At 47.7% G+C, this 26,675-nt stretch carries 21 protein-coding genes; 16 read left to right on the forward strand and 5 right to left on the reverse strand.

Going from position 1 to position 26,675, the window contains the following annotated elements; translation table 11 throughout:
* Window positions 1–28: 28 nt before the first annotated feature.
* From ACO0K4_RS11490 to ACO0K4_RS11535, 10 genes are all read left to right on the forward strand, one after another.
* Window positions 29–1,189 (forward strand): extracellular solute-binding protein, encoded by a 1,161-nt coding sequence (locus tag ACO0K4_RS11490; RefSeq protein ID WP_422956760.1) that lies wholly within the window; start codon window positions 29–31, stop codon window positions 1,187–1,189.
* A gap of 86 nt (window positions 1,190–1,275) precedes the next feature.
* Window positions 1,276–2,433, forward strand: coding sequence for an ABC transporter ATP-binding protein (locus tag ACO0K4_RS11495; RefSeq protein ID WP_422956761.1), 1,158 nt, complete (start codon window positions 1,276–1,278; stop codon window positions 2,431–2,433).
* 9 nt (window positions 2,434–2,442) lie between these two features.
* Window positions 2,443–3,438: an ABC transporter permease subunit gene (locus ACO0K4_RS11500; protein ID WP_422956762.1), complete on the forward strand. Its 996-nt coding sequence runs from the start codon at window positions 2,443–2,445 to the stop codon at window positions 3,436–3,438.
* The gene (locus tag ACO0K4_RS11505; protein WP_422956763.1) at window positions 3,435–4,259 is read left to right on the forward strand and encodes an ABC transporter permease; all 825 of its coding nucleotides are present in this window, start codon (window positions 3,435–3,437) and stop codon (window positions 4,257–4,259) included. The genes ACO0K4_RS11500 and ACO0K4_RS11505 overlap by 4 nt, the downstream gene beginning before the upstream one ends.
* A gap of 521 nt (window positions 4,260–4,780) precedes the next feature.
* On the forward strand, window positions 4,781–6,490 hold the full coding sequence (locus ACO0K4_RS11510) for a DUF1302 domain-containing protein (protein WP_422956764.1): 1,710 nt from the start codon (window positions 4,781–4,783) through the stop codon (window positions 6,488–6,490).
* 146 nt (window positions 6,491–6,636) lie between these two features.
* Window positions 6,637–8,019 (forward strand): DUF1329 domain-containing protein, encoded by a 1,383-nt coding sequence (locus ACO0K4_RS11515; RefSeq protein ID WP_422956765.1) that lies wholly within the window; start codon window positions 6,637–6,639, stop codon window positions 8,017–8,019.
* A gap of 280 nt (window positions 8,020–8,299) precedes the next feature.
* Window positions 8,300–10,660: an efflux RND transporter permease subunit gene (locus ACO0K4_RS11520; protein ID WP_422956766.1), complete on the forward strand. Its 2,361-nt coding sequence runs from the start codon at window positions 8,300–8,302 to the stop codon at window positions 10,658–10,660.
* An 18-nt stretch (window positions 10,661–10,678) separates the two neighbouring features.
* Window positions 10,679–11,716, forward strand: a complete 1,038-nt coding sequence (locus ACO0K4_RS11525) for a WD40/YVTN/BNR-like repeat-containing protein (protein WP_422956767.1) — start codon at window positions 10,679–10,681, stop codon at window positions 11,714–11,716.
* Between the two features lie 561 nt (window positions 11,717–12,277).
* Window positions 12,278–13,408, forward strand: coding sequence for an agmatine deiminase family protein (locus ACO0K4_RS11530; RefSeq protein ID WP_422956768.1), 1,131 nt, complete (start codon window positions 12,278–12,280; stop codon window positions 13,406–13,408).
* 371 nt (window positions 13,409–13,779) lie between these two features.
* Entirely contained in the window at window positions 13,780–14,409 is a 630-nt protein-coding gene (locus tag ACO0K4_RS11535) for a hypothetical protein (RefSeq protein ID WP_422956769.1), read from the forward strand.
* Window positions 14,410–14,499: 90 nt separating this feature from the next.
* Here the strand turns inward: ACO0K4_RS11535 and ACO0K4_RS11540 are convergent, their stop codons facing one another.
* Window positions 14,500–15,768, reverse strand: coding sequence for a Zn-dependent hydrolase (locus ACO0K4_RS11540; protein ID WP_422956770.1), 1,269 nt, complete (start codon window positions 15,766–15,768; stop codon window positions 14,500–14,502).
* Window positions 15,769–15,896: 128 nt separating this feature from the next.
* A complete protein-coding gene (locus ACO0K4_RS11545; RefSeq protein ID WP_422956771.1) occupies window positions 15,897–17,384 on the reverse strand; it encodes an aldehyde dehydrogenase in 1,488 nt (495 codons plus the stop codon).
* A 290-nt stretch (window positions 17,385–17,674) separates the two neighbouring features.
* On the opposite strand from ACO0K4_RS11545, the gene ACO0K4_RS11550 reads away from it, so the two are divergent.
* The gene (locus ACO0K4_RS11550; RefSeq protein ID WP_422956772.1) at window positions 17,675–18,283 is read left to right on the forward strand and encodes a TetR/AcrR family transcriptional regulator; all 609 of its coding nucleotides are present in this window, start codon (window positions 17,675–17,677) and stop codon (window positions 18,281–18,283) included.
* Window positions 18,284–18,328: 45 nt separating this feature from the next.
* On the opposite strand, the gene tatC is transcribed toward ACO0K4_RS11550, so the two are convergent.
* Genes tatC through tatA form a run of 3 tightly spaced genes read right to left on the reverse strand, consistent with a single transcriptional unit; the run spans window position 18,329 to window position 19,977 of the window.
* On the reverse strand, window positions 18,329–19,105 hold the full coding sequence (gene tatC, locus ACO0K4_RS11555) for a twin-arginine translocase subunit TatC (RefSeq protein WP_422956773.1): 777 nt from the start codon (window positions 19,103–19,105) through the stop codon (window positions 18,329–18,331).
* Between the two features lie 51 nt (window positions 19,106–19,156).
* Complete coding sequence (gene tatB / locus ACO0K4_RS11560; RefSeq protein ID WP_422956774.1) at window positions 19,157–19,687, reverse strand: Sec-independent protein translocase protein TatB; 531 nt, start codon at window positions 19,685–19,687, stop codon at window positions 19,157–19,159.
* 56 nt (window positions 19,688–19,743) lie between these two features.
* A complete protein-coding gene (gene tatA, locus ACO0K4_RS11565; protein WP_422956775.1) occupies window positions 19,744–19,977 on the reverse strand; it encodes a Sec-independent protein translocase subunit TatA in 234 nt (77 codons plus the stop codon).
* Window positions 19,978–20,308: 331 nt separating this feature from the next.
* Here tatA and ACO0K4_RS11570 point away from each other — a divergent pair, with 331 nt between their 5' ends.
* From ACO0K4_RS11570 to ACO0K4_RS11590, 5 genes are all read left to right on the forward strand, one after another.
* A complete protein-coding gene (locus ACO0K4_RS11570) occupies window positions 20,309–21,814 on the forward strand; it encodes a PLP-dependent aminotransferase family protein (protein ID WP_422956776.1) in 1,506 nt (501 codons plus the stop codon).
* Between the two features lie 56 nt (window positions 21,815–21,870).
* Complete coding sequence (locus tag ACO0K4_RS11575; protein WP_422956777.1) at window positions 21,871–23,145, forward strand: 4-aminobutyrate--2-oxoglutarate transaminase; 1,275 nt, start codon at window positions 21,871–21,873, stop codon at window positions 23,143–23,145.
* Window positions 23,146–23,179: 34 nt separating this feature from the next.
* Entirely contained in the window at window positions 23,180–24,634 is a 1,455-nt protein-coding gene (gene gabD / locus ACO0K4_RS11580; protein WP_422956778.1) for an NADP-dependent succinate-semialdehyde dehydrogenase, read from the forward strand.
* Between the two features lie 160 nt (window positions 24,635–24,794).
* Complete coding sequence (locus ACO0K4_RS11585; protein ID WP_422956779.1) at window positions 24,795–25,532, forward strand: substrate-binding periplasmic protein; 738 nt, start codon at window positions 24,795–24,797, stop codon at window positions 25,530–25,532.
* 25 nt (window positions 25,533–25,557) lie between these two features.
* Entirely contained in the window at window positions 25,558–26,670 is a 1,113-nt protein-coding gene (locus ACO0K4_RS11590) for an agmatine deiminase family protein (protein WP_422956780.1), read from the forward strand.
* Window positions 26,671–26,675: the final 5 nt, after the last annotated feature.

The raw sequence follows: 26,675 nt of genomic DNA on the forward strand, positions 1-26,675 counted from the left end.
TCTAAGATTTGGTTTTGCAGGAGACGAAATGAAAAATAACAGAGTAACTCAGCTAATGCGAAAGTATGAGCTGAATAACTTGCTGCTAAAGTCCGTTGCGGTGACATGTCTTGCCGCCAGTCTGGCCACAGTATCAGCACTGCCAGCGATGGCATCGGAAGAAAAGGTGTTAAATCTTTTTAACTGGTCGGATTTTATTGCTGACGACACGATCAAGAATTTTGAAAAAGAAACGGGAATCAAAGTTCATCTTGACACCTATGACAGCAATGAAATCCTGCATGCCAAACTGACTCTGGGATCGACTGGTTATGATGTCGTAATACCCGCAGCCCATTGGGGAAACATGCAGATACAAGCCGGCCTGATCAGAAAAATCGACAAAAGGAAACTTCCCAATCTGGCCAACCTCGATCCTGTCATTCAGGAACAATTGGCCAAGCTTGATCCCGATAATCAGTATTTGGTGCCCTGGCTGTGGGGTTACACCACCGTCGGTATCAACACTGCCAAGGTAAAAGCTGCCCTGGGCACTTTACCTATGCCAGTGAATCCATGGGAGCTGGTTTTCAATCCTGTGTATGCATCAAAATTGAAGTCCTGTGGGATTTCCTTTCTCGACACACCATCAGACATATTACCGCCAGCCCTGGCTTACATAGGCAAGGATCCATTTTCTACCAATAAGGCTGACTACCTGGAGGCGGGCCGCATGCTGGCGAAAATACGTCCTTACGTTACCTTGTTCAGCACCACCAGTTATGTGTCGGACATGACCAATGGTGCTTTGTGTGCTTCTATTGCCTGGTCTGGTGACATGAATTTGTCGCAACGTGATGCAAAAGAAGCCAAAAATGGTAACAATATTGTCGCCTTGATCCCAAAAACCGGCGGAGTTCTCTTTTTCGACGTCATGGCAATTCCAGCAGATGCTCCTCACCCAGAAAATGCACATCTATGGATGAACTACATCATGCGTCCGGAAGTGCAGGCAAACCTGACCAACAAAGTGCGTTATGCCAATCCCAATGCAGCCAGTCGCAAATTTATTCTTAAAGAATTAAGTCAGGATAAAACCATATTTTTAACGGATGCAGACATGAAAAATATGGTTGCTCCGAAATTAATGAGTATTGACTTGCGGCGGACGGCTACCCGTGTATTCATCCATTTTAAATCTGGGGACTGACACTCTTTTCAGTGTATGCAGTGGCATGCGATGTAAATGATGCATGTCTGTTGATTTGATATTTCATTTTTTGTTTTAGGCTAGCCATGACGTTTGTTTCTCATTCAATCAATCCGTCTGGAGTAAATACTCCTTCGGGATTTGTTAACAATATTCCCAAGGGGCAGCCGTTCCTGGTGATGAATAACCTGGTCAAGGAATTTGACAGTGTGCGGGCTGTCAACAATGTGTCCATCTCGATTAATAAAGGTGAGATCTTTGCTTTGCTGGGAAGTTCTGGCTGTGGAAAGTCAACCCTGTTGCGCATGCTCTCAGGCTTTGAGATGCCGAGTTCCGGCCAAATCTTGCTGGCTGGCGATGACATCGTCGACCTGCCGCCATATCGTCGCCCTATCAATATGATGTTTCAATCGTATGCCTTATTTCCGCATTTGTCTGTCTGGGACAATATTGCGTTTGGCCTGCGCCGTGATGGTCTACCCAAAAAACAGATAGAACAACGTGTGAACGAAATGCTGGAGTTGGTCCAGTTAAAAAATTTTGGTCAACGCAAGCCACATCAATTATCGGGAGGGCAGCAACAGCGTGTCGCGTTGGCACGAAGCCTGGCCAAGCGACCACAATTATTATTGCTTGACGAACCTCTTGGAGCGTTAGATAAAAAACTGCGCGAACGTACCCAGATAGAGCTGGTCAATATTCTGGATCAAGTCGGCGTTACCTGTGTCATGGTAACGCATGATCAGGAGGAAGCGATGAGCATGGCTTCCCGCATAGCGATCATGAGTGAAGGCCATATTCTACAGATAGGCAAGCCAACAGAAATTTATGAAACACCAAACTGCCGCTTTGTTGCCGACTTCATCGGTAACATCAATATGTTTGAGGGAATTGTAGTCGAAGACGAGCCCGACCATGTAATCGTAGAGTCTATCGATTGTCGGCATTATGTAGGCCACGGCATCACTGGTACGATAGGTATGCCCGTGTCTGTGGGCATACGCCCGGAAAAAATTGCCGTTGAATTCGCAAGGGAAACAAATGCCGATAACTGTGTAAAAGGAAAAATCATAGAATTGGCATATATGGGTAGCTATACCGTCTACCACCTGCAACTGCTCAGTGGCATGATATTGAAAGCCAGTGTCACCAACACGGTAAGGAATGATGCACACAGACCGCAATGGGGTGATAGCGTTCTCGCCAGTTGGGACAATAATGCCATGGTCGTTCTGACTCAATAGGGTGCGAACATGAAAAAAATCACGAATCTTCTTTTTTTCTGGCGAAGCAAACAATACCTTATTGCGCCAACTCTTGCTTCTGATTCAGTTGGCCCGGAGAAATTTGACTGGGGGCGTTGGCTGTCAAGGCCGAGTGGTGCCAGGCTGATCATCGGTGTGCCTTTTGTCTGGCTGATCGTTATCTTCCTGCTGCCTTTTTTGATGGTCATCAAGATTAGTCTGCTCGACACCGACCTGAACGGACCTTTCGGGAGTTTGTTCAGCTACATTGATGGCATGCTGCATGTGAAATTGAAGATAGGTAATTATCTGTTTATTCTTCAAGATTCTCTGTACGTCATGACTTATCTGCAGTCAATCAAGTATGCCGCGATCACGACATTCATCTGCCTAGTGATCGGATATCCGTTTACCTATTTCATGGCGCGCGCCAGGGAGTCAATACGTCCTACTTTATTGATGCTGGTCATGCTGCCATTCTGGACTTCATTTCTTTTGCGCATTTTTGCATGGAAAGGAATCATGGCAAATGATGGCCTACTCAATAATTTCTTGTTGTCGATTGGCGTCATCGACAGCCCGTTACACATGATGAATACCGCGATTTCATTAATGGTTGGGATGACTTACGCCTATTTGCCATTCATGATACTTCCGCTCTATGCCAATCTGGTGAAAATGGATGTCCGTTATCTGGAAGCGGCAGCAGATCTGGGGGCCAAGCCCTGGTACACCTTTTTTTATATAACCATACCTTTGTCAAAGTCGGGCATTGTTGCCGGATCCATGCTGGTTTTCATCCCCTGCATTGGTGAATACGTGATCCCTGAGCTGTTAGGTGGCCCAGAAACCCTGATGATAGGCCATGTGCTCTGGGACGAATTTTTTACCAATAATGACTGGTCACTGGCTTGTGCTGTAACAGTCTTTTTAGTCCTGTTAATTTTGCTTCCAATGAGCATTTTTAGTAAATATAAGTCATTGCAGACAGAGGGGCCGGTATGAGTCGATACAAGATATTTGGCAGGGCATGGATGTTAGCCAGCTATGCTTTTTTATATATCCCGATTTTTGTGTTGATCATCTTTTCATTCAATGATTCGCGCAGAAGCATGCATTGGCAAGGTTTTACACTACAGTGGTATCACGAGCTGGCAAATGATGCAGAAATTATTTCAGGTTTTGGATTGTCCTTGCGAATTGCCTTGATGACAGCTTGTTCATCAGTCTTGCTGGGTATGTTTGCCGCATTTGCACTCAATCGTTACCGACGTTTCAAAGGCCGTTTGTTATTTAACGGCATGATCAATGCGCCACTGGTCATGCCTGAAGTGGTGATCGGCCTTTCCTTGTTGTTGATGCTGGTGTCTGTGCAAAGGGTGTTTGGTTTTCCTCGTCCCGGGTTGTGGACGATGTGGATAGGACATACCTTGCTGGGTATCGCCTATGCGACGGTCATCATACAATCGCGCCTGCAAGAAATGTCCAAGTCTTATGAGGAGGCAGCAATGGATCTTGGTTGCCGTCCCCATCAAGTGTTTTTTCTTGTGACGCTACCCAATATAAAACAGGCACTTGCATCCGCCTGGCTGCTCACCTTTACTTTGTCACTCGATGATGTGGTGTTGTCTGAATTTTTGACGGGCCCTGGCTATTCAACGATGCCGATTATTATCTTTTCACGCGCTCGCTTGGGGCTGGATCCTCGTGTCAATGCTATTGCTACACTGACTATCCTGGTCGTCAGCATAGGTGTCATCCTGTCGAGTTTATACCTGGCAAGGCTGGAGCGCTTGCGATCCAGGCAAACTGCCATGGCATCTTGAATCATGCGTAGCTGGGCTTTGATTTTATTTGAATAGAGTAATGAATAGCGCCGTTGTAGTAGTCATCAGTGGAATGCCTGGAAAATTCATTGCTATCCACATGTTATCAATATGTTGCTCTTTAATTTATTGGGGAATGTCGTGGTAGTTGGCGTACCCAAAGAAATCAAAAAATCCTGAATGCAGGGTGAAGCTCACGTCCGTCAGTATGCGCAATGTTGCGCGAAGGACAGATTTAGTACACCTAGGAGCTGAATTTTTATGTGGAAAATAGAGTGGTATCAGATCATTTTTGCAAATACGCATCATCTGCATAATATTTAAGTCGGTCGACCGGTTTTTTATTGACTTTGAATTGCAACTGTTTATGATGATAATTAATCAGTCGACTGATAAAAGCCAAAAATTGAAGCTTGCAAAACGTGAAACCTAGAAATGAGACAGCCAATTACCTGGCACTCAGAATCTTGAATTTGTATTCACTTTGCGGGGAATAATCGAATTATTACGGAGGAGTAATTATGAGCAAAAGTCGCAATTGGATTTACGCAGGATTATCTGCGATGGTGGTTGGTAATGCTTCAGCATTTGATCTTGAGACAGAATCTGTTAACGGGGCGATCAATTCAAATGTAACTGCAGGCCTAGGGGTAAGGGCAAGGAATCAAAGTTGTGCGCTGATAGGTTCTCAAAACCAGAGTTGTGCGGGTGCGGTCAACACAGCTCAATGGGCGAATGGAGACAACGGTAACTTAAACTACAATAAGGGTGACCTTTTCACTGGCTACTTGAGCCTGACCAGTGAAGCCTTGTTTAAGCTGCCAGGGGAAAATCTGAAATTTCTTGCACGTGCCACCGCACTCTATGACCCTATGGCAGGGCAGACCAAGACCACGCCGCTGACTGGCAGCGCACGCGGTCAGATGGTGAATCGCGCAACCATGCTCGATCTTTGGGGACAAAAAGACTTTCAGATCGGCGAGCAGAGCGCCCATATCCGTGTCGGCAAGCAAGTCATTAACTGGGGTGAAAGCCTGTTCGCCGGTGGTGGCGTGAATGCAACCAATGCACTGGATGTGCAAACTCTGCTGATTCCAGGAACGCAACTGAAGCAAGCACTATTGCCTGCGCCTATGATCAGCTTTGCGACAAATTTACCTGCCGGCTTTTCAACAGAAGCGTATTTGCAGATTGGCTGGAATGCCAACCGCTATCCGGCAGTCGGCGGCTACTGGTCACTGAGCGACAATGTCGGCCGTGGATCAGTACCAGGCTTGTCCAATCCAAATAACTATAATCAAGCTGGCCTCGATCCTGCTACAGCGCTCAATTACACCACTATCCAGCCCGGCAACAAAGCGCAATATGGTATTCGTCTCGGCTATACGCCACCAGGCGAATCTATCAATTTTGCAGCATATTACGAAAACTATAGTGACAAGAACCCCGTGTTTGGCTCCATTGCCGGGGGTACCGTCATGGCGGCGCAATATCTGACCGGGCGGGAATTGTTTGGCCTGAGTGTGAATTTACCACTGGGGCTGTGGTCGATTGGTGCCGAAATGTCTTACAGGCCAAGAGATGCAGTTGCCATGTCCGGCTGCTTCCTGGTTGGTGGCCCGACTGATTTCAATACCAATGCTGCCGCTGGTAATTGCAACTCCTGGAAAGACAATAAAAAATACCAGTTTATCGTCAATGCACAGGCGCAAATGTCGCCAACCAGCCATCCTGAACTGATGAGCATATTAGGCGGTGCCCATACGGCAATCTTGACCGCGGAACTGTCTTTTATTAATTACCCTGGGATTGATGTCGGTAAGACTTATCCAACTACAGTTGCTGGCCAAGCGGCTTACACGGTACCAGCTGCAGGTTATTCATACTGGCTGACCGGCGGCGCTGACCCAATAACCGCTGCCAAAGGCACCAGCAAGTCAGCAGGCTATGTGATCGACTTCAACTGGACCTATGACGGCTCTTTAATGCCTGGCTGGGGTGTTACACCGGGCGTGACTTTCAGTAATGCATTTTCCGGTTATACGCCAAGTTATTCAGCCAATTATATGCGTGGAGCAAAGTCTGCCAATTTGTACCTGGTATTGACACAAAACCCCGCCGTCTGGCAAGCAGGTTTGAACTATACGGCATTTTTTGGCGGCTCGACTCCCAACTCTCAACCCTATGCTGACCGCAATTTTTTCGGAGCTTATGTCACTCGTAATTTCTGAGTCTGATATGAGCCTGGCACTTGCTGCGAATGCTGGCCTGATGAACTTATTGATGCACTTCCTGAAACATGCGAATGCAGCATCAATGAAGTAGATTTTTTTGAGTATATGTAAGGAAATAAAACAAAATGAAGACGGAGATGAACATGAATTTAAGAATGGTGACACTAATTGCCATGAGCATACTGGGCGCTTCTACTAGCGCATTGGCCGCTGAGACAGACAAGCTCGGTGCAGAGCTGACCTATGCCGGCGCAGAAAAAGCCGGAAACAAGGATGGCTCAATTCCCGCACTGGAAGCGCCCAGCGCAGCGCAGGGTAGCTGGAGCTTTGGCAAGAACCGCCAGGACTATTGGGCAAATAAAGCAGAAAAAACTTTATTCAGCATAGATGCCTCCAATGTAGACAAATATGCAGACAAACTCTCACCTGCACAAATCCAGAAAATCAAACAGACCAAAGGTTATAGGCTGGATGTCTATCCCACGCACAGGAATTGTTCTGCACCAGATTTTGTGCAAGCAAATACCAAGACCAATGTGAGTCGAGCAAAAATCAGCAGCGATGGCTGGTCACTGGAAGATGCCGCATTGCCAGGCATCCCGTTTCCTTTGCCAAAAAATGGCATTGATGTACTGTGGAATTTTTTGACAGGATATCAAGGGGTGGGTGTAGAACTGAAGAATGGTATTACCTATATTTCGCCAAGACCAGGTTCCAAAGAACCTATCAAGGCAGGTTGGGAGCAAGTCAATTACTGGCCTTGGGGTAAAAAGGGCTCAACTTCACCTTCTGCACTGGATGGGTATCGCGGTGGCTTCTATTACGCTTACCAGACGCCAGCCGCTTTTGCTGGCCAGGGGACTGTGCAAAACAATTATTTCAAGCGAGATACCGAGGCTTTTTATTATTTTACCGGTCAGCGCCGGGTGCGCCGCTTGCCAACCTATGCGTATGACTCTCCTGTAATCGGTTTTGAAAATCAATATCCGATTGATGCCACCAATCTTTTTTACGGTAATCCGGACCGCTTCGACTGGAAGTTGAAAGGGAAAAAAGAAATGTATATCCCTTACAATAATTTCAAGTTCAATGATGGCTCTGTCAAGATCAATGACGCGTTCGGTGAAAATGGCATTGACCCGGCGCTGCAACGCTATGAGTTGCACAGGGTGTGGGTTGTTGAAGGAACGGTCAAGCAAGGCTTCCGCCATTCGGCAGCCAAGAAGGTCATGTACTTCGATGAAGATAGCTGGATTGCTTCCGTCGGCGATGACTACGATGCACAAGGGAAAATCTGGCGTCTGAAAGAAAACAAGATCCTGCCTGTGTGGGAACTGGGAGGAACCTGCGCCAATACCGTCATGGAAATGCATGACCTGATAGGTGGCCGCTACGTGGTTGATAACGTTGTTTTTGGTGGCGGTGCAGGTAAAGACATGCAATGGTTCCCGGAAGAAGGGAACAATCCAAAAATGAAAAATAATTACTATACCGCTGACAACTTGAAGTCTATCAGCGAGCGATAGTCAATACCTGGTGAAATGTGCCTGGCAATATGAGTGAATGATGAAACACTGTTCTGCATAGTATTGCCTGGCACATTGTATTTCACCTTCATTGGGTGTCTGGTTTTTTCCGTGTGTAAATAGTAATTGCCAGCCTCAGACGCAAAAAAATAATCCATAAAAATAATAAATTCTTATTGTTTCAAGTGTACGCATATTTGAGTGAGGTCACATAAATTCGCTCAGGACTGCGATCACTTGAAAATCAAAATGAACAGTTTGAATAAGAGAGACTTAAATTGTGTTAAACAAATTTGTAACTAGAATAGAAAACTGGTTTTTCTCGCATCGCGCTCTGACTTTGACCATCCTGTTTTTTCTCACTGTGGTCATGGCCTTCTTTGCGGTCGGGCTGCGGATGGAATCTGGGTTTGAAAAACAGATGCCGACTGATCATGAATATATCAAGACTTTTCAACAATATCGCGCAGAGTTGTTCGGTGCGAATCGTATCACTGTAGTCGTACGCGCCCGCAATGGTGCTATCTGGACCAAAGATGGTTTGAAAACTTTGCATGAAGTGACACAGGCAGTGACGTTTTTACCTAATGTTGATCGCCCTAACGTACAGTCATTATGGACGCCAAATAGTTTTGTGACTGAAATTACTGAAGAAGGATTGCGCGCAGATCCCGTCATTTCAGGCGCCATCACGCCAGAAAGCCTGACACCAGAAATTATTGATGGAATACGCAAGGCGGCCAACCAGGGGGGATTTATTGGCCAGCTGGTTTCGCGCGATGAAAAAGGCGCCATGATTACTGCGGAGTTAAATGAATTGACCCCTGACGGCAAGACTCTCGATTATGTCGCCTTTAACCGCTTGCTGGAATCCGATATCCGTCAAAAATTTGAAAACAGTAATTATGAAATTCAAATTATCGGCTTTGCCAAACAGATAGGCGACATTGCTGATGGTGCATCTGGAGTATTGGTGTTTTGTGCCGTCGCCTTATTGTTGACAGCGCTGGCCGTGTATTGGTACTGCCATTCGCTAAGACTGACCTTGCTTGTCCTGGTCAGCTCACTTACTTCACTGGTGTGGCAATTTGGCGCATTGCACTTACTCGGCTATGGTCTCGACCCTTTAGCCGTACTGGTGCCTTTTCTGGTATTCGCCATTGGTGTTTCCCATGGCGTGCAACAAATCAATTTCTTTGTCCGCGGCCTGAGCAATGGCTTGACCGTCATCACTGCGGCACGTGCCAGCTTTAGTGGCTTGCTTATTCCCGGCATCCTGGCCCTGGTGACAGCACTGGTATCATTTTTGACCTTGCTGATGGTGCCTATTCCCATGATTCATGAGCTGGCAATCACCGCTTCTTTAGGTGTGGGATTCAAGATTGTAACGAATCTGGTCATGCTGCCCGTATTGCTGTCCACGCTCAATTTTAATGAGAAATTTGCCAGACATGCAGAGAAAAAGCGGGCTCAACGAATTCGCTGGACCAAGACGCTGTCGATTTTCGCTACGCCAAAAGGCTCAATTATCACGCTCTTTATTGCGACGGTCATCTTTGGCATCTCTGTTTACGAAAGCCGAAATCGTGTGGTGGGAACCCTGGAGCCAGGCGCCCCCGAGCTTCGTTCAGAGGCACGTTTTAATCGTGATGCCGTGTCGATTTCAGATAAATTTGACATAGGCCTTGACTGGATCTCGATTGTGATCGAAGCACCGCCAAACTCGTGTATCAACCCTGCGATCGTTGATTTTGTTGATGATTATTCCTCCTATATGCGCGGTGTACCAGGGGTGGAATCGGTCAATTCTTATTCCACCGAAGTGCGAAAAATCAATGGTGGTGAAAATGAAGGCTATCCCAAAATGCAGGTAGTGCCTACAGACGGCAACAATGACGCCAGTATCAGTACAGAAGTAGGGCGTATTCGTGGTCATGCCAATGCAGACTGCAGCATGACAGCCGTGCATTTGTATTTAAAAGATCATAAAGCGACAACGCTTAAACTAATCCTTACCGAGACCAAGCAATTCGCAAAGGAAAATCATGTAGATGGCATTAACATCCGGCTAGCTGCAGGCAATGCAGGCGTATTGGCAGCCACCAATGATGAACTGGAAAAATCTGAGCTCCCCATGTTGTTGTATGTGTATCTGGCAATTGTTCTTCTGGTCTTTGTGGTTTACCGTGATTTTCGGGCAATGCTGGCTTGCTGCCTGCCATTGACGATAGGCACCTTCATCGGATACTGGTTTATGGAGTATTTCAGGATAGGTTTGACGGTTGCTACTCTGCCGGTAATGGTGCTGGCTGTAGGTATAGGCGTCGACTATGCATTTTATATTTACAACCGATTGACTTTGCATCTTGCGCAGGGAGAGGGGATCTACGCAGCGATGGAAAGGGCGCTGGAGTTTGAAGGCCTGGCAACCATTTTCACCGGGCTGACGCTGGCCATAGGCGTTGCCACCTGGTCATTTTCACCGCTTAAATTTCAGGCTGACATGGGTAAGCTGCTGTCCTTTATGTTCATCATCAATTTGATTATGGCACTGACGGCCTTACCGGCACTGGTCATGTTGTTAGAGAAAATATTTCCACGTCGTGGCCCGGTTCGTGCCCCTGGTCTGTTTTCTCACTAATCAGACGAAAGGAACACGATGTTTAATAATAATGGATGTCAATATGCCTGGAAGTACGCCAGTGCCTTACTCCGCAAGCTATTCTTGTCAGGAATAACTGCCCTTGCCCTGTACACAGAATTTTCTCAGGCGGCAGCGATAGACACAGTTGCCAATCGGCCAGTGCCAGGTTTGCAAATCAAGCCTGCCAGAATTGCCGCAGCGGCACAGACGGCGATGATACTTGCATCGGCTACCGCCGGAGAGCGCCTGGTTGCCGTTGGTGAACGTGGTGTCATCATGTTATCCGATGACGCAGGACAAAGCTTTCGCCAGGCGAAATCGGTGCCTATTTCCGCCACGCTCACCTCGGTTCATTTTATTGATGCAAAAAATGGCTGGGTTGCTGGCCATTGGGGAGCAATCTTAAAAACCGCAGATGCGGGAGAGACATGGCAATTACAGCGCTCTGATGTGAAAGTGGATCAACCGATATTTTCCATCTATTTTCAAGACGGGCAAACAGGGTGGGCAGTGGGGCTCTGGTCCTTGATTTTAAAGACGACTGACGGTGGCATTAGTTGGCATTCCGTGGCATTGCCGCTGCCATCGGGAGAGTCGAAGGCTGACAGGAATTTATATAGCATCTTCCCCGACAATCAAGGTGGACTCGCCATTACAGCAGAACGCGGAGCCATTCTTCGTTCTGCCGATAAGGGAGAATCATGGATATACACCGACACTGCTTATCGAGGTTCGCTATGGGCTGGCAAAGTGCTGCGGGATGGTACATGGCTGGTGGGTGGACTACGTGGCACCATTTTGCGTAGCACCGATCATGGCAAGACCTGGCAATCTTCACAAACCGGAAGCAAGAGTTCGATTACCGGTATTTTGCAAGAGGGGACGGGTATCATCACTGCATATGGACTCGATGGCGTTTTGTTGACCAGCAAAGATGGTGGTGCCACTTTTTCAACCACCCAGCGCAAAGACCAGGCCAGCATTACCACTGCCATTATCAGCCCGGGTGGGAAGTTGATAAAATTCTCTGCTTCAGGCTTACTTAAAGATTAAATCGCTGCACAGTTTTAAAACTAATAGAGAAGCCTCGCTAAAAGGCTTCTCTATTAATTTGTGTGGCATCAGATAAAACGCCTGATGTCAGGCATTCAGTCCAGATATCTCATTGAAATTCTGACATAGCTTTTTTTCTCTCTTCACAAACAGTGCCTTGTTAAAGTCTCGCTGCGAGATTCAGTGACTAGCGCTACTGTGGCCAGATTTATTCCTCTCCCTCCCTCGGATTTTTATTATTTCCCATGCCTGTTTCATAGAAAAAAGCATGTGCCTTTAGCCCTATCCTGATGAAGGAGGGATTCATATTTTCCTTGCGTTTCTCATAGATAAATCATGTGAAAAAGTGATCAATTCACGCAAGAAATATCATCTAATAAAACACGAAAATCCTGACAAAATAGATCAGCGTAAAATACTTACGTTAAATACGATTAAAACTATTTATATCGTTTTAATCATTTTTATTATCTGTAGATTTGTAGTAATTCTGTTCTTTGATCTTGATGAACAACAATTAATTTCGTGTGAATAAATGGAGAATGACATATGAATGATCTGATGAATATACAAAACCAATCGCGGCGTAATTTTGCCAAAATAATTGGTGCCGGCGTAGCTGGTGTGTCGATGTCTGGTGTTGTTGGTAATGTGCTGGCTCAGACCTCACCAGGATACTTTGTTCCTGATGAAAATCTGCCACATACGCGCACCTGGATGGCATGGCCAACCAGCACTGCTATCTGGGGCAGCAGTTTGCTCAAATCGCTACAGACAGATATTGCTCTTCTGGCCCGCACTATTGCCAAATATGAGCCGGTTTACATGATCGCTTACGGTTCAACGAATGTGAATCTTGCCAAGCAAAAGATAGGCACGACCACTTATCCCGTTACTTACATCAGCACGATCAAAAATGATGATTGCTGGATGCGTGACACCGGCGCTGTTTTCAGAAAAAATGGCGCAGGAGGCTTGAATTGCTTTGGCCTCAATTTTAATGGCTGGGGTAATCATCAGACACATGCCAATGACGCATTGGTGGCCAGTAAAATGGCATCTTATCTCGGCTTACCATTTACAGCGTCTACCATGGTGGGCGAGGGTGGTGGTGTAGTGGAAGATGGTGATGGCACTTTGCTGGCTAATGAAAGTAGCTGGGTCAATTCAAATCGCAACCCTGGTAAAACACGCGCGCAGATTGAAACAGAGTTGCTGAAACAGTATGGCGCAACCAAGATGATCTGGTGTACAGGTGTTATCGGCCAAGATATTACAGATGATCATTGCGATGCTACCGTCCAGTTCACAAAACCAGGAACGGTAGTGGTTCATGTGCCAGACCCATCCAGTAACGATGGATTTTCTGCGAATGCGGCCCAATGGCTGCAGACTCTAAGCACGTCGACTGATGCAAAAGGCCGCGCATTCAACATCATCAAGTTGCAGGCACCGAAAGCAACAACATCAACCATGCTGGCCAGCTATATCAACTACTGCGTTACCAATGGTGCAGTGATCAATGTGGCTATAGGTCAGATTTGTAATGACCCGGCCAAGGATACGGCTGTACGTGCGCAGTTGGCGGCGGCCTACCCTGGTCGCACCATAGAGATGTTGAGCTTGCCGACTTTGTATGGCGAAGGTGGCGGTGGTATCCACTGCGTGACTCAACAGCAGCCGGTTGCTTAAGTTTTTGTAGCAAGCTTGTTCGTGGCAAGAGATAGGTAAAATACTTTTTGTCAAAGATCAAAGAACAATTTTCTTCCACTAAACAAGGGGATTGTGGCGCAATGCTCATACATTGCGCCACAATCTTGCTTTAGCATCTATTGGGCGGATGCAAAACTGTGCCAGCAAACCGCTGCAACTTAGTTGTGGCAATTTGGAGCAAGCCCTACTATTTTGAATATTGATCTACCTGTAATCGAGCAAGAATAAGATCTATGACAAACAAGATAATAAGCAAGGTAACAAACAGACATTTGATACTGGTGAGTTTTGCCAGCTTGCTTGTCACAATGATCTGTTATTGGTCAACAGAACCTACGCCGACTCTCTCAATGCCTGCAGCACCTATTCCATCATCGTCGAGTCAGTTTGGGCCAGGGAGTTGGACACCAGCAGATTTCCGTGAATCTTCCGCAGGATTTGGCAGATTTACTCCAGGTCTGATGCTAACGTTAACGACAAACCAGGAATTGATTATTGACCAGGCACTACGTGACACCATGGATTTTTTTCTGATGAACGATCAACAACCGAGCCGCGAACTCCAACTCAAGGCCTTACGTGAGTACTTGAAGGGAAATTTACCGGTTCCGGCCTATGTACAAGCTGAGCAACTATTGCAACAGTATGTAAGCTATATGGATGCCCATGATCATATGTTGACCGGGCAAGCCTTCCCTGATCTTGGGCAAGCCTTGAGCGAGGCAGATATACAACGGCTATTAGTCTGGCAGGAACAGCGCGCCCGGCTAAGGCAAAGCCTGTTAGGTATGCAGGTAACACAAGCTTGGTATGAGGACGAAGATCTGCAATTCAAACAAACCCTTGATTACTTGAGAAATGCAGCGGCTCTCGGTAAAACGGCAAGACTGGCAAGGGGCATGCAAGGCGCATTGAAAAATTTTGGGAAAAGTTACCGCAGCTTGGCGCAAGATCCGGTCAGGCATGACAATGGGAGTTAGCAAGTAATTAAATTCAAACTTAACCCAATGACAGGCAAGTGAGGCTAGTCAATTTCAATCTACGTGATCTAGCCCCAACAAGTAATGAGCTTACTGAGTAGAGCCTGAACCGGCAACTTGTCCCGCACTGGCAAGCATTGCGCCGAGCAAGACCTGGCATCCTGCAGCCAGATGTTCTGGTTTTGCATCTTCAATCTCATTATGGCTGACGCCATCTTTACATGGGACGAAAATCATGGCCGTAGGTGCTACTGAGGCGATATAAACTGCATCATGGCCGGCGCCAGTGACGATATCCATATGCGATAGCTGGTTTGATACGGCACTGTCACGTACCATCTTGATCAGCCGTGGTTCAAATGGTGTTGGGGCAAAATATTGCACATCTTTGAGCAGTATCGGCAAACCAAATCTTTCTTGTACATCGAGGCAAGCTGTACGCCAGATTTTATCCATCTCGTCGAGGACATTCACATCCTGGTGACGCAGATCCACAGTAAAGCTAACTTTGCCAGGAATGACATTGCGTGAGCCTGGGTGGATATTGACCACACCGACTGTGCCACGGCCATGCGGTTGCCTGGCATTGGCAATATGTATGACTTGCTGCATCAGATGCGTGGCTACAAAGAGTGCATCTTTGCGTATGTCCATCGGTGTTGGCCCTGCGTGCATCTCCATGCCAGTAACGCTTACATCATACCAGCGCACTCCCAGCGATCCAGTAACAACGCCTATGACGGTCTGTTCTTTTTCCAGTATTGGGCCTTGTTCTATATGGGCTTCAAAATAGGCGCCAATAGGGCGGCCACCTACTGGGGCAGTGCCATTATAGCCAATGGCACTCAGTTCGTTGCGCACGGATTTCCCCTCAGCATCACAGGCGCTCAAGGCGGTCTCAAGAGGAAATTTATTGGCGAATACACCTGAACCCATCATGACAGGTACGAAGCGGGAGCCTTCTTCGTTAGTCCATATTGCTAATTCGAGAGGTGCCTCAGTCAGCACCGCATTTTCATTCAAGATACGCATCACCTCAAGACCAGCCAGGACACCATAGCAACCATCAAACTTGCCACCAGTGGGTTGGGTATCTATGTGGCTGCCAGTCATGATGGGAGCAAGTGTATTATCGCGCCCCTCGCGGCGGCCAAAAATATTACCGAGTTGATCGACGGTGATCTTCAATCCAGCCTGCTTCATCCAGCCAACAACGAGATCACGTCCTTGTCCATCAAGCTCTGTCAGTGCCAGTCGACAATTGCCACCTTTGTCGGTTGCGCCAATCTTTGCCAGATCCATCAATGACTGCCACAAGCGTGTACTGTCTACGTTCAGGGTATTTTTTTCGTCTTGCATCAGATTTCCTTTTTATCAGGTTTTATGCCGGCCGCTCTCAAATTATTAAGAGCGGTAGCATTTTTATGTGATGAGCCAAGTAGGATCTTGCACGAGAGGCAAGCTGTACTTTTAGAGAGGTAGGAAGGCTAGCCGAGCTTTATCCAGGTGGTTTTCAGTTCTGTGTATTTATCAAAAGCATGGAGAGACTTATCGCGGCCATTGCCTGACTGTTTGTAGCCACCAAAAGGGACGGTGATGTCATCTTCTGCATATTGATTGACGTGCACGGTTCCTGCCCGCAGCGCTCTTGCTGCCTGGTGTGCCTTGTTGATGTCTGCTGTCCAGATGCCCGCCTGTAGGCCATAAGGAGTGGCATTCGCTTCTTGTATTGCATCTTCCAGTCTGGTGAAACTGAAGACTGACAAGACTGGTCCAAAGATTTCTTCGCGCGCGATCTTCATCGTATGCTGAACATTGTCAAACAAGGTGGGTGCAATGTAATAACCGCCAGACTCGGTACGTGTCCTCATACCACCGGCCAATAGCAGCGCGCCTTCTTGTTTACCGGATTCGATATAAGCGAGGACAGTATTGAGTTGAGTGTCGTCAACGATGGCACCCATCACAGTTTTTTCATCCAAAGGATCTCCCGGCGCAAACTCAGGGATAATCGCCAGGGCTTTTTCCAGGAACTTGTCTTTGATGGATGCTTCAACAAACAGGCGGGAAGGGGCGTTGCAGCTTTCGCCCTGGTTATAATAAAGGCCGGCAATCGCGGCCCTCACGGCATTGTCCAGATCCGGGCAATCTGCGCAAACGATATTCGGAGATTTCCCTCCCAGCTCGGTCCAGACACGTTTCAAGTTGGACTGACCGGCGTATTGCATGATTTTCTTGCCTATCGCGGTGGAGCCGGTAAAGCCTATGCAATCGACATCCATATGTGTAGCCAATGCGCTTCCCGCTTCATTGCCATAGCCTGGCACTACATTGAAGACACCGGTAGGAATGCCTGCCTCGATGGCAATTTCTGCCAGGCGCAAGGCCGTCAGCGGCGATTTTTCCGATGGTTTCAATATCACGCTATTACCAGCAGCCAGGGCTGGGGCAATTTTCCAAGCAGCCATCAAGAGCGGATAATTCCAGGGGACGATGGCGGCAACGACACCTACCGGTTCACGTGTAATCAGAGCCAGGCTAGCATCTGATGTCGGTGCAATTTCGTCATAAATTTTGTCTACTGCTTCGCCATACCAGCGCAGGCAATTGGCGGCAGCAGGCACATCCATGTTTAGGCTATTGGCGATAGGCTTTCCCATATCAAGGGTCTCTAATAACGCCAGCTCTTCTGCATAGCTCAGTGTCAAATCGGCGAATTTGATCAAGATCCGTTTGCGTTCTGCCGGAGCGAGACCAGCCCAGCGTCGGTCATTAAATGCCAGGCGCGCACTGTTGACTGCAACATCGACGTCAGCTTGATCGCAACGGGCCACCGCAGTCAGTACGCGGGTATCTATCGGTGATATGCAATCAAAAGTCGCGCCTGATAAAGCGTCGACACGCTGGCCACCAATAAATGCCCGACCATCTGGTGTCAGGGCCTTAGCGCGCACATGCCATTTTGTGTCTTTCATTGATTCTCTACCTTTCTTGTAAAGTCGCTGCAGCAATGCAGAGTTGCACTGCGCTTATCAAAAACTTCAATGCCATCTAAAATCGCTTGCTCAAAGAGAATTGAAAAAGAGAATTGAATTATCAATTCAGGCAATAGTGTTAAAATTAAAAATGTAAGTCATTTGACCTAAATTTATGTTATCTAACTCCATTTTTTTAGTCAAGCGATTAATTCATTTGACTGATTTATTTGTGATACTATTAGTACATCAAATTCCCGAACTATCCGTTCTTCAATGGAGAAAAAACAATGGCTAACGCGCGAGTAATTGAAAAAAGAGCGCAGCTCAAAGAGCAAATTATCAGAGGAGCGGTTGACGCTTTAATTGAAACTGGTCTGGCAGCAGTGACGACCAGGCGTATTGCCGAGAAGGCTGGGGTTAACCTGGCCACCTTGCACTATTATTTTGAGAATAAAGATGCGGTACTCATCGGTGCTCTGGAAATGATCATTTCACAGATGGCCGGCGCCTTGAGTGCAGATGTGACCGAACAACTCGATATCGCCACCTGCATAGAGAATGTCATCACCAATTCATGGCGGTTGATACTGTTGACGCGGGACATACAAATCCTGCAGTATGAATTGACGCTATATACGATGCGCAATAGTGGCGCTCAGTCGCTCGCAAAATTTCAATACAATTCTTATTGCAAAGTATACGAAGACGCATTCCGCCATGGCATAGCCAACACCGGTAATCCATCCAAAATCGACCTGGGTGATCTAGCACGCTTTGTCGTTGCCGGTATGGATGGCTTGATACTTCAGTATCTGGTAGACCCGGATGAAGAACGCGCGACAAGGTGTTTAAAACAGTTGATACGCGCGTCTCAAGCCCTGGTGTTATCGAACTAAATCAAATTAAATTCAATTGAGCCCGGACATTGGCCGGGTATCTTCTCAAACTTGCTGATTTGTAGAACTCTCCTGCGTAAGCAGCACAAAAATCGGCGCTGCCAGTAAGCCTAACTCATACAATAAGCACATAGGTAAGGCCAATGAAAATTGGCTGACGATGTCTGGTGGCGTGACAATCGCAGCAATCACAAAGGCACTGACGATAACGTAAGAACGTATCGCCTTTAGCTGCGCGAGTGTCAACAAGCCTGTTTTTACCAGCAGCACGACCACGACCGGTACTTCGAATGTGATACCGAAAGCCAGGCACATGGACATGATGAAGTCCAGATAATTTTCTATGTCAGGGGTAACCGCGATTGAACTTGGCGCAAACTCATTGATGAACTTGAAAACACGTCCAAAAACAAAGAAATAACAAAACGCAACGCCTAAAAAAAATAGCAGGGAAGAAGAGATCGCCAGAGGAAAGACCAGTTTTTTCTCATGTGTGTACAAACCAGGTGCTACAAAGGCCCAGGCTTGATACAGTACCCAGGGCAGGGCCAGCAGAAAAGCCAGTAACAAAGTGAGTTTCATAGGCACCAAAAATGGTGAAATGACACCGGTGGCTATCATTTTTGCCCCGGCGGGTAATGCAGCGATCATCGGTCGCGCCAGAAAATCGTAAATGGCGGCGGGGCCAGGCCAGGCAAATAGGGCGGCGCAGAAAATGGCGATGATGATAGATACCTTAACCAGCCGGTCGCGCAACTCGATCAGATGAGAAATAAATTTACTTGCCGTGTCCTGGCTATCGGGTATTTGTGCATCGTTCATGCCTGGCCTTTTGAACAGGAGGGGATGAAAAGCGGACTAAAAAAATAAGCGTCATATGCCTGAGGCTGAAGTATTACTGTGTTTGTAATGGCATTTGTGACGGCATCTTGACAGTCGAACCGAAGCGGATGTCAGATGAATACGAACCCTCTGGCGGTGTTTATACCAGACTGGGGTTGCCGATGTTCTGGCCATTTTCTTCAGCCTGAACGCCCTGGCTTTAATGGCCAGGTATTCAGCTATTGGTGCACGGCGCCAATTCCTCGCGGTGCCATCAGAAACAGCCGCAACAGCAATATCGTGCTGTAATACAGACTGAAGCCCATCACTGGTTGGTGCGAGATCTTGCTCCAGGGCTTGCTTTACATCATGCTGTGCCCCACGAGCCTCTTGATGAATTTTTTGCAGCTCATCAAATTCCATCTCGCGGCCAACTTCTTCCTTGACTTGGCTCATATAGCGTTGCGCCCGGCCAAATAAAGTGCCCGCCATCCTGGCGACTTTTGGCAGCTTTTCAGGCCCGATGACGATAAGTGCAACCACTACTGTCAATGCCAACTTCCCAACGCCTATATCTATCATGATCAATGCTTTTTATAAGTCAGAAGAAAGACAGCCGCTTCAGATCCGCACATGAATCACTGCTTGAATATTTCTTTATTACTGACATTGATAGCGGCATCGTCACTTTTATCTGTAGGTTGTGAAATTAGGTCAGGAGCAGGCTTGCCCTCATCGCCTGTCATGCCATCCTTGAAACCTCTTACTGCATTACCTAGGTCAGATCCAATGTTGCCCAGCTTTTTAGTACCAAATACCAGCACCACAACGACCAAGACAATCAACCAGTGCAAATAGCTAAACGATCCCATGACATCTCCTTAAGTAACAGCTTCTTGAACAAAACTGACTGATAGTCCTCCCTCCAGAGTAGGGCAGTTTTCCTGTCGTTTCGTCCGCTTGCGTTTAATCCATTCCATACATTTTTAAACCCTAACACATTATTTAGTCAATTGATTGAATTGGTCAACTGATTTTATTTTATATTAATCGGTCGATTGAATTAATCACTTGACTTGTATTTATTTGAATAGCTATGATGTATAAAGCGCCAACAGTGAAATGCCAGCGCTCTTGCAATTGAAGATTGCGGATAGTGATCAATAAGCCATCAATATTTCTTATCGACAGAGTGCTAAACCTATGACACCAGTGTCCAACCTGCTAGCAGCGCAACTCCGGCAGCAGAATTTCTATCCGCATCAACCACAACAACGACGCTTGTATGAGGCTGCGAAAGTGGCAATTCATCAAGGACATCTGACTGCCAATCTCAAGCTGCCATCCAGCCGTAGCCTGGCGCAAGATCTGAAACTGGCACGCAATACCATCATCGCCGCATTTGAGTTCCTAGCTGAAGATGGCTATGTCAGAAGCCGGGAGGGTAGTGGCACTTTCGTCGCCGAAATGGCAAAGATGATGAACATCAATAGCCCGTCTATTCCATTAGCCGCTATAGCGGCGACAAACTTATCAAACCGTGGCCAGGCCATAAGCGCGATTGCAGCCGGATCATGTCACGAGATCCTGGTATTTTCGCCTGAAGAAGCTGACTTCAGCTATTTCCCTACGAGTTTATGGCAACGCTTACAGAGTAAAGCCTGGAGAGAAATGAAAACCGATCTGTTCGACTATGGACGGGTAGCCGGGTATCTTCCGCTGAGACAGGCAATCACTGATTACTTAAACATCTCTCGCCCATTAAAACTATCGTTTGATCAAATAATCATCACCGCAGGCGCACAGCAATCACTGGATTTTTGTGCGCAATTATTAAGCGACGCAGGTGACAGTATCTGGATGGAAAATCCTTGCGATGTCAGTGTGAGGCGGCTGTTCCAGGCCCGTGATTTGAAGTTACATCCGGTAGCTGTCGATGCGGAAGGCATGGCGCCAGATATGGCGAATTTACAGACTGATCCTTGTTTGATTTATTTGACACCATCTCACCAATATCCGACCGGTACCGTATTGAGCTTTGCCCGTCGTATCGAGTTGCTTGAAATAGCGGCAAAAAAAAGTGCCTGGATACTGGAAGATGTCAGTGACAGCGAATTCCGTTGCGCCAGTCAGCCTCTGGCTTCCCTGCAAGCTCTGGACAAGAATCAACGTGTGATTCAACTGGGAACATTTTCAAAAGTGTTTTATCCGGACCTTAAGCTCGGATATCTGGTATTGCCGCCGTTATTGGTAAGCGCATTTACCGCAGCATTGTGCGATTTGCGGCGGCCCGGTCAATTGCCACAACAAGCTGCGCTGGCAGAATTTTTTAACCGTGGCCATTTCGCTCAACACATTCGTAAAGTACGGCAGATTTTTGCAACCAGGCGCGAATTATTAAGACGCACCCTGACAGATGCTTTGCCAGATAGTCAGGTGACTATTTCAATTGAAAAATCTGTCTCGCATCTGCTGATCGTCCTCCCTGATCATGTCGACGATATAGCCCTGGTCAAGCGAATTGCTGAATTGGGGATGCAGGTCAAGCCTCTCTCAAATCACTATTTTGCCCCGCCCATACAGCGCGGTCTAGTGGTGGCTTACGCCCATGTCAAGCCAGAACACATTATTCAATATGCGCGCTTGCTGGCGAAAGTCATTCAGACCTGTCTGCATCATGAAACAGCTCGGCTTTCACTGGTGGACTAGCTACACATTTTCACTATGGCAGAGAAATAATTTTAAAACCTGAGGAAAAATCAAACATGAAAAATACAGAACTTCAACAACGCAAAGATCAGGCAACGCCACGAGGAGTTGGTGTCATGTGCCAGTTTTATGCTGAGCGCGCGCTCAATTCAGAGATCTGGGATGTCGAAGGCCGTCGTTATATCGATTTTGCCGCCGGTATCGCCGTCCTCAATACCGGTCACCGCCATCCCAAGCTGATGGCAGCAGTACAAGCGCAGGCAGAAAAATTTACCCATACCTGTTATCAGGTCGTGCCGTATGCCAGCTACATAGAATTGGCCGAGAAAATCAATCAACTGAGCCCTGGCAGCCATGCCAAAAAGACTGCCTTCTTTTCCAGTGGAGCTGAAGCTGTAGAAAACGCCATTAAAATTGCCCGCGCGTCGACAGGCCGCAGCGCGGTAATTGCCTTCTCTGGTGGTTTCCATGGCCGCACCATGATGGGCATGGCCTTGACCGGTAAAGTGGCACCGTACAAGTTAGGCTTTGGCCCCTTCCCTGGAGAAATTTACCATGCACCTTTCCCCATGGAGTTGCATGGCGTGACGACAGAAGACTCACTGGCTGCTTTACAAATGTTATTCAAGGCAGATGTTGACCCTAAGCGAGTTGCGGCCATCATTCTGGAACCGGTACAAGGGGAAGGTGGTTTTTACATGGCGCCGCACAACTTTATGCGCGCCTTACGGGCGATCTGTGATGAACACGGCATCTTGCTGATTGCCGATGAAATCCAGACTGGCTTTGCCCGCACCGGCAAGTTGTTTGCCATGGAACATTACGACGTTCTACCCGATTTGATGACGATAGCCAAAAGCCTGGCCGGTGGCATGCCACTGTCTGCAGTATGCGGGCGTACCGACATCATGGATGCGCCGGCACCCGGCGGCCTCGGTGGGACTTATGCAGGTAATCCACTGGCCATTGCCTCTGCGCACGCAGTACTGGATGTTATCGCCGAAGAGAAACTGGTAGAACGCGCCAATTTGCTAGGTGATCGTCTAAAAGATAAATTGAATTCTTTACGTGAGGCGGTACCGCAGATCGCCGACGTGCGCGGCCCGGGAGCCATGGTCGCAGTCGAGTTCATGAATCCCTTTAGCGGACGAGCAGACATGGAATTCACCAAAAAAGTCCAGACGCATGCACTTCAGCAAGGCTTGCTGTTACTGACGTGCGGCGTGTATGGCAATGTCGTGCGCTTCTTGTTCCCCTTGACGATCAGCGATGCCTTGATGACTGAGGCACTGGAGATACTTGAATCAGCCATGCGCAAGAGCGCAGAGTAAATTTGCACATCCATTAATTTTTGTCAGGAATAGTATGTTGAATTTAAAAGACCCTGGACTGCTACGTCAGCAATGTTTAATCAATGGCATATGGTTAGATGCTGATGACGGCAATACGATAGCCGTCATCAACCCGGCAAATGGTGAAGCTATCGGCAAGGTGCCATGTATGGATGTGGATGAAACCAGACGGGCGATAGATGCTGCGAATGCCGCCTGGCCAGCCTGGCGCAAAAAAACAGCGAAAGAACGTAGCGCCATTTTGCGGCGCTGGTATGAGCTGATGCTGGAAAATGTTGATGATCTGGCTTTGATCATGACTACCGAACAAGGGAAGCCTCTGGCCGAAGCCAAAGGTGAAATTGCTTACGCCGCTTCCTTCATAGAATGGTTTGCAGAAGAAGGCAAGCGTGTTTCCGGCGATACTCTGCAATCCCCATGGCCAGATCGCCGCATTGTCGTGACCAAAGAACCTATCGGTGTATGTGCGGCGATCACACCGTGGAATTTCCCGGCGGCGATGATTACCCGTAAAGCTGGCCCGGCCTTGGCAGCCGGTTGCCCTATCGTTGTCAAACCAGCCGAACTGACACCGTTTTCTGCACTGGCCCTGGCAGAATTGGCGCAACGCGCCGGCGTGCCTGCCGGTGTTTTCAATGTATTGACCGGCAACTCTCGCGCAATTGGTGGCGAAATGACCAGTAACCCTCTGGTGCGTAAATTGTCGTTTACCGGTTCTACCGAAGTGGGCCGGATACTGATGCAGCAATGTGCTCCTGGCATCAAAAAACTCTCACTTGAACTGGGCGGCAATGCTCCTTTCATTGTCTTTGATGACGCGGATCTCGATGCTGCAGTAGAGGGTGCCATTATTTCCAAGTACCGCAATGCCGGACAAACCTGTGTCTGCGCCAATCGCCTGTATGTACAAGATGGCGTCTATGATGCTTTTGCCGAAAAACTGGTCGCAGCCGTTGCTGAACTGAAGCCAGGCAATGGGCTGGAGGAGGGCGTCACGCAAGGCCCATTGATAGAGGCCAAGGCAGTAGAAAAGGTCGAGCAACATATTGCCGATGCACTCGCCAAAGGTGGTCGCCTGTTGACAGGCGGCAAACGTCATGCACTTGGCTACGGTTTTTTTGAGCCAACTGTGATTGCCGATGCCAGCATTGATATGCGGGTCGCCAGAGAAGAAACATTTGGCCCGCTGGCACCGCTATTCCGCTTCAAGACTGAGGAAGAAGTGATTGCCCTGGCAAATGATACTGAATTTGGCCTTGCATCGTATTTTTTCTCCCGTGATATGGGGCGCATCTGGCGCGTGGCCGAAGCGATAGAGAGTGGCATGGTCGGGGTTAACACTGGCCTGATCTCGAATGAAGTCGCCCCATTCGGTGGCGTCAAGCAATCTGGCCTGGGCCGCGAGGGTTCAAAATACGGCATCGACGATTATCTGGTCATCAAATATATATGTATGGGAGGCATTTGAGCTGGTCTGCTGTGAATTGATATGGCTTGCTGGAGCTGGTAAGACAATTTATCCGGCTCCAGACTGCTTCAAGTGAGTAACACCTGATGGATAAAGGATTTACATGTCAGTAATGAGAGTTTTGTTGTTTTGCCTGCTGATGATGCCTGCATTCATCAGCATGGCAGCTCCCGACAATAAAACCATCATTGTCACTGGCGATGATTTTTGCCCTTTAACTTGTAACCCGGCTTCTGGCAAAGAGGGTTTGGCTGTCGATTTAATAAGGCGTTTATTCCAGCCTTCGGGCTGGATAATAGAGTATCAATTTTTACCATTTCGACGTGGTATACAGTATTTTAAAAACGCTAAGGTTGACTTGGTACCGGGAGTGGAAAAAGGTGGTGGCATAGATTTTTCAGATGCGCACATATCCACTATGCCCATCATCTCACCGCGCATGTGTTTTTACACTCATGTCAACAATCCGCAATGGTATTATCAGAATCTATCTTCACTCAATGAAGGTAAATTAGGTGTGATCTCAGGATATTTTTATTGGCCGGAGCTACGCGATTACCTTATCTCCCATAAAGACGATGGCAAAGTCGAGGTGGTCACATCCGACAATGCCATCGCCATCAGCTTACGCATGCTGGCAAAAAGGCGGTTTGATTATTTTGTAGAGTTAAGACCGGTTGTCGAATATCAGTTAATGCTACAAAATCTTAAGCAGGATATTCATGAAAGTAGCTGTGTAAAAAGTTATCCCTTGTATTTGGCATTCCGGCCAGGATTTGCCCCTGCCAAAGAACTGAATGCTTACTGGGATATGTTTGCGCTACCATTATTAAAAAGCGCCGAGGGAACAGCCATACTCCAGCAATATGGACTCACTCTGCGCTCAATTTTTGAATGAACTGAATATCGCCATAAGGACACTTATGCCTGACAGACGCGTTATCCTGAAAAAAGGGTTGCTCGCTACGCAAACGCTGCTTTTGTCCACGGCCGTCAATAGTCTTGTAAGCAAACCATTGATGGCTGCGACCCAAACCTGGCGCATGCCAGATGAAGCGGAGCCTCATGCAGCAAGCTGGATGGCCTTTGGCCCCAGTGAGTCGATCTGGGGAAAAGACTTGCTGACTGGTGCACAAGATAATCTGGCCCTGATTGCGCGCAGCATAGCCAGTTTTGAACCTGTGAAAATGCTGGTGCGGGAAGCGGATTATGCAATTGCCAGACGCAAATGTGGCAGCGCAGTACAACTGCTGGCGCAAGAAATTGATGATTTATGGATGCGCGACACCGGCCCGTTATTTGTCACTAATGGTCAAGGCAAACTGGCCGGAGTGAATTTTAATTTCAACGGCTGGGGTGAAAAACAGGATTACGCCAGAGATGCCAATGTGGCCAGCTTCCTTACCAGTCAATTGGGAGTGCCCAGTCTTTCCAGCAAGCTTGTGCTGGAGGGAGGCGGGATCGAAGTCGATGGAGCCGGCACGGCGATTATTTCTGAAAGTTGTGTGCTCAATGCCAACCGCAATCCCCACACCAGTAAAGCGCAATGTGAAATCGAGCTGAAGAGTATCCTGGGGCTGAAAAAAATCATCTGGCTGCCCGGCATCGCGGGCAAAGACATTACCGACGGCCACACTGATTTCTATGCGCGCTTTACCAGCCTTGGCGTGGTGGTGGTTGGTCTGGACGCCGATACCAGCTCTTACGACCATGCAGTTTGCATGCAAAATATCGCTATCCTTCGTCGTGCGACCGATGCCCTTGGTCGACAATTGCGTGTGATCATCTTGCCTGCACCTGCTTCGATAAGACCAAAATATGAGAGCAAGGAGTTTGCCGCAGGGTATATCAATTTTTATATTTGCAATGGCGTTGTGATAGCCCCTGAATTTGGCGACATTAAATCGGATAGAAACGCGCGTGATCTCTTGCGTGAACAGTTTCCAAAGCGCGAAATTATTCAGCTCAACATAGATGCCATTGCAGCCGGAGGTGGCGGCATCCATTGCACTACCCAGCAACAGCCCAGAACTTAGTGGCT

Source organism: Undibacterium sp. RuTC16W (genome assembly GCF_049339445.1).
In the GTDB taxonomy this organism is placed as follows: Bacteria; Pseudomonadota; Gammaproteobacteria; order Burkholderiales; family Burkholderiaceae_D; genus Undibacterium.